Origin of the sequence: Methylobacterium sp. WL6 (genome assembly GCF_008040095.1) — a bacterium.
Taxonomy (GTDB): domain Bacteria; phylum Pseudomonadota; class Alphaproteobacteria; order Rhizobiales; family Beijerinckiaceae; genus Methylobacterium.
In genome coordinates this window covers 1-3,316 of the sequence record NZ_VRVH01000402.1, presented here as the reverse complement: position 1 = coordinate 3,316, position 3,316 = coordinate 1, and the positions used below count along the sequence as shown (strand labels likewise).

Annotated in this window: 4 protein-coding genes; 3 read left to right on the top strand and 1 reads right to left on the bottom strand. The window is 70.5% G+C overall.

The annotated features are described in order from the left end of the window. Positions 1–278: 278 nt before the first annotated feature. Positions 279–521 carry a hypothetical protein gene (locus FV230_RS26285; RefSeq protein WP_147729926.1) on the top strand — a complete coding sequence of 81 codons (243 nt, stop codon included), beginning with the start codon at positions 279–281 and terminating at the stop codon, positions 519–521. Positions 522–531: 10 nt separating this feature from the next. Here the strand turns inward: FV230_RS26285 and FV230_RS26280 are convergent, their stop codons facing one another. After that, positions 532–1,575 (bottom strand): amidase, encoded by a 1,044-nt coding sequence (locus FV230_RS26280; protein ID WP_187275631.1) that lies wholly within the window; start codon positions 1,573–1,575, stop codon positions 532–534. Between FV230_RS26280 and FV230_RS26275 the strand changes: the two genes are divergently transcribed. Next, a complete protein-coding gene (locus FV230_RS26275; RefSeq protein WP_281408334.1) occupies positions 1,565–1,738 on the top strand; it encodes a hypothetical protein in 174 nt (57 codons plus the stop codon). The two genes, FV230_RS26280 and FV230_RS26275, sit on opposite strands and share 11 nt — an antisense overlap. Before the next feature lie 140 nt (positions 1,739–1,878). Further along, on the top strand, positions 1,879–3,316 hold a 1,438-nt coding region (lpdA, locus tag FV230_RS26270), incomplete at its 3' end, for a dihydrolipoyl dehydrogenase (RefSeq protein WP_147844476.1).

Genomic DNA, 3,316 nt, shown 5'->3' with positions numbered 1-3,316 from the left:
CACCCGGCTCCCGCCAGCTGCCCTATCGCTCGTCATGTCGGTGGACCAAGTCCAGAACCGCGTCGCCGCCGCCCCGTCTCGATGAACAGGGGTATACGGACCACCCAGCAGCCCGTCAACAGCCAAAACGGAACTTTCTCCGATTTTGACGACAGAACCACGACAGGCCGCCCGAAAGGCCCTCCAGCGATCCTGAGACGGGTGCGCCCTCTTCGGGAACGATCGGCCCCTCCATCCGTAGAACCGCGTCGCCGCGGGGGCGGCACGGAGCATGCGCGATGGCGATCCAGGCCCTGAACGACCGCAAGAAGCTGTCGAGCGATTTCAACGAGGCCAACGACGCCTTCATCGATGCGGTGCTCAACGCGCTGAAGGCCGGCGAGATGCCGCTGGAGCTGGCCCGCGCCTACCTCGCCCACCCGGTGGCGATGATGCATGCGGACGGGGCGCAGGCGGTGGCCAACTACTTCGACCGTATCCTGGCGCAGCGCCCGACGATCGACTGGGCGCCGGGCGCGTAGGGACGACCGGTCAGATCGCGGGCGGGGCGAAGCCCCCGAAGCTCGCCTCGAGATGACGGCCGAGGGCGAGGGCGACGTCCTCGCGCCACGGGTGGGCCGCCACCTGCACCCCGATCGGCATCCCCTCGGGCGAGGTGCCGACGCGGACCGCCACCGCCGGCCAGCCGGTGAGGTTGTGGTTCTGGGCGTAGCCGACCCCGCGCTGCAGCGCCGGATCGAAGCTGGTGCCGTGCGCCGGCGCGACGTAGGGCGCCACCGGCGACAGCACCGCGTCGTAGCCCTGCAGGAAGGCGAGCTGCGCGTTGCGGAACGCGTCCCAGCGGGCGAACGCCGCCAGCGCCTCGGTGATGCCGGCCATGGCCGGCGCCGCGCGCGTGCCGAGCGACTGCTCGAACAGCGGCGAGATCCGCTCGGTCCCGATCGAGCGCAGGAAGGCCCGGGTGCCGGCGCCCCCGTCGCCGCGGGTCATGTCGTAGTAGACCGCCGCCGCCGTCTCGGCCTCCGGCAGGCGGCGCTCCTCGACCGTCAGGCCGGCCTCCGCGAACGCCCTCGCCGCCGCGCGCACGGCCGCCGCGATCTCCGGCGTCGGGGCCGATGCGCCGTCGTCGTCGAAGAAGGCGAGCTTCAGCCCGCGCAGGCCGACGGCGTCCGGATCGCGCAACGGCATGTCGACGATGGTGTAGTCGCGAAAATCCGGCCCGGCGACGATGGGCAGCGCGAGGGCGAGGTCGTCGACGCGGCGGGCGATCAGGCTGACGTGGAACACGCTGTTGCGCGCACCCATCGGCCGGGGAAACTGCCCGGTGCGCGGGATGCGGCCCGAGGTCGGCTTGAGCGCGGCCAGCCCGCAATAATGCGCCGGGACGCGGATGCTGCCGCCGGCATCGGTGCCGAGGCCGAGGGGCGAGCCGCCGGCCGCGACGATCGCCGCCTCGCCGCCGCTGCTGCCGCCCGGCGTCCGGGCGAGGTCGTAGGGGTTGTTGGTACGGCCGTAGACGAGGTTGTCGGTCTCCAGCGCGCCGGCGAGCTCCGGCACGTTGGTCTTGCCGAGCACGATCGCGCCGGCCGCGCGCGCCGCCTTCCTGCCGCTCGCCCTGGTCGACGGCTACCTCGCCGCGATGGAGCGCTCGGGCTACGACCCGCTCAACACCCCGATCGAGACCGCCCGCTGGCGCCGCCTGTGGCGGCTGTGGCGCGGGTCGCGGGCGGCGGGGTAGGGGGCCAGTCTTCCTTCCCCCTTGAGCGGGGGAGGAACGCGCGAGCGATGTAACCCGCCCGCACGCGACGCGCGTTGGCGCCCGCGCCGTCCTCGTCTACGCTCGCCTCCGAGACGCTCCAGGGAAGAGACCAGACCCTCATGGCCGACAGCTACGACGTGCTCATCATCGGCGCCGGCCCCGGCGGCTACGTCACCGCCATCCGTGCGGCGCAGCTCGGGTTCAAGACCGCGGTGGTGGACCGGGAGCACCTCGGCGGCATCTGCCTGAACTGGGGCTGCATTCCGACCAAGGCGCTGCTGCGCTCGGCCGAGATCTACCACTACATGCAGCACGCCTCCGATTACGGGCTCTCCGCCAAGGAGGTCTCGTTCGACACGGGCGCGATCGTGAAGCGCTCGCGCGGCGTCTCGTCGAAGCTGAACGGCGGCGTCGGCCACCTCCTGAAGAAGAACAAGGTCGACGTGATCTGGGGCGAGGCCACGGTCGACAGCGTCGCCAAGGGCAACGGCACGGGGCAGGTGACGGTCAAGGAGACCGCCCGCGCGCCGGCGCCGAAGGGCGCGCTCGCGGCCGGGACGTATTCGGCCAAGCACATCATCGTCGCCACCGGCGCGCGCCCGCGCGCGATCCCCGGCATCGAGCCCGACAAGAAGCTGATCTGGACCTACTACGAGGCGATGGTGCCGGAGACGATGCCGAAGTCGCTCCTGGTGATGGGCTCGGGCGCGATCGGCATCGAGTTCGCCTCGTTCTACCGCACCATGGGCGCCGAGGTGACGGTGGTGGAGCTGCTGCCGCAGATCCTGCCGGTGGAGGATCCGGAGATCGCCGCCATCGCCCGCAAGCGCTTCGAGAAGCAGGGCATCAAGATCCTGACCGGCGCCAAGGTGACCAAGGTCGAGAAGGGCGCGGATTCGATCACCGCCACCATCGAGGCCGCCGACGGCAAGGTGCAGACGCTGACGGCGGAGAAGCTGATCTCGGCGGTGGGCGTCGTCGGCAACATCGAGGGGATCGGGCTGGAGAAGCTCGGGGTCAAGATCGAGCGCGGCATCGTCGTCACCGACGGGCTCGGCCGCACCAACGTGCCCGGCCTCTACGCCATCGGCGACGTCGCCGGCCCGCCGATGCTCGCCCACAAGGCCGAGCACGAGGGCGTGATCTGCATCGAGACGATCAAGGGCCTGCCCACCCACCCGATGGACAAGGCAAAAATCCCCGGCTGCACCTACTGCCAGCCGCAGATTGCCTCCGTCGGCCTCACCGAAGCCAAGGCCAAGGAGCAGGGTTTTGCGATCAAGGTCGGCCGCTTCCCCTTCGCCGGCAACGGCAAGGCGATCGCGCTCGGCGAGCCGGACGGGCTGATCAAGACGGTGTTCGACGCCAACACCGGCCAGCTGCTCGGCGCCCACATGGTCGGCGCCGAGGTGACCGAGCTGATCCAGGGCTACGTCGTCGCCATGAACCTCGAGACCACCGAGGAAGACCTGATGCACACGGTCTTCCCGCACCCGACGCTATCCGAGATGATGCACGAGAGCGTGCTGGATGCTTATGGGAAGGTGATTCATACTT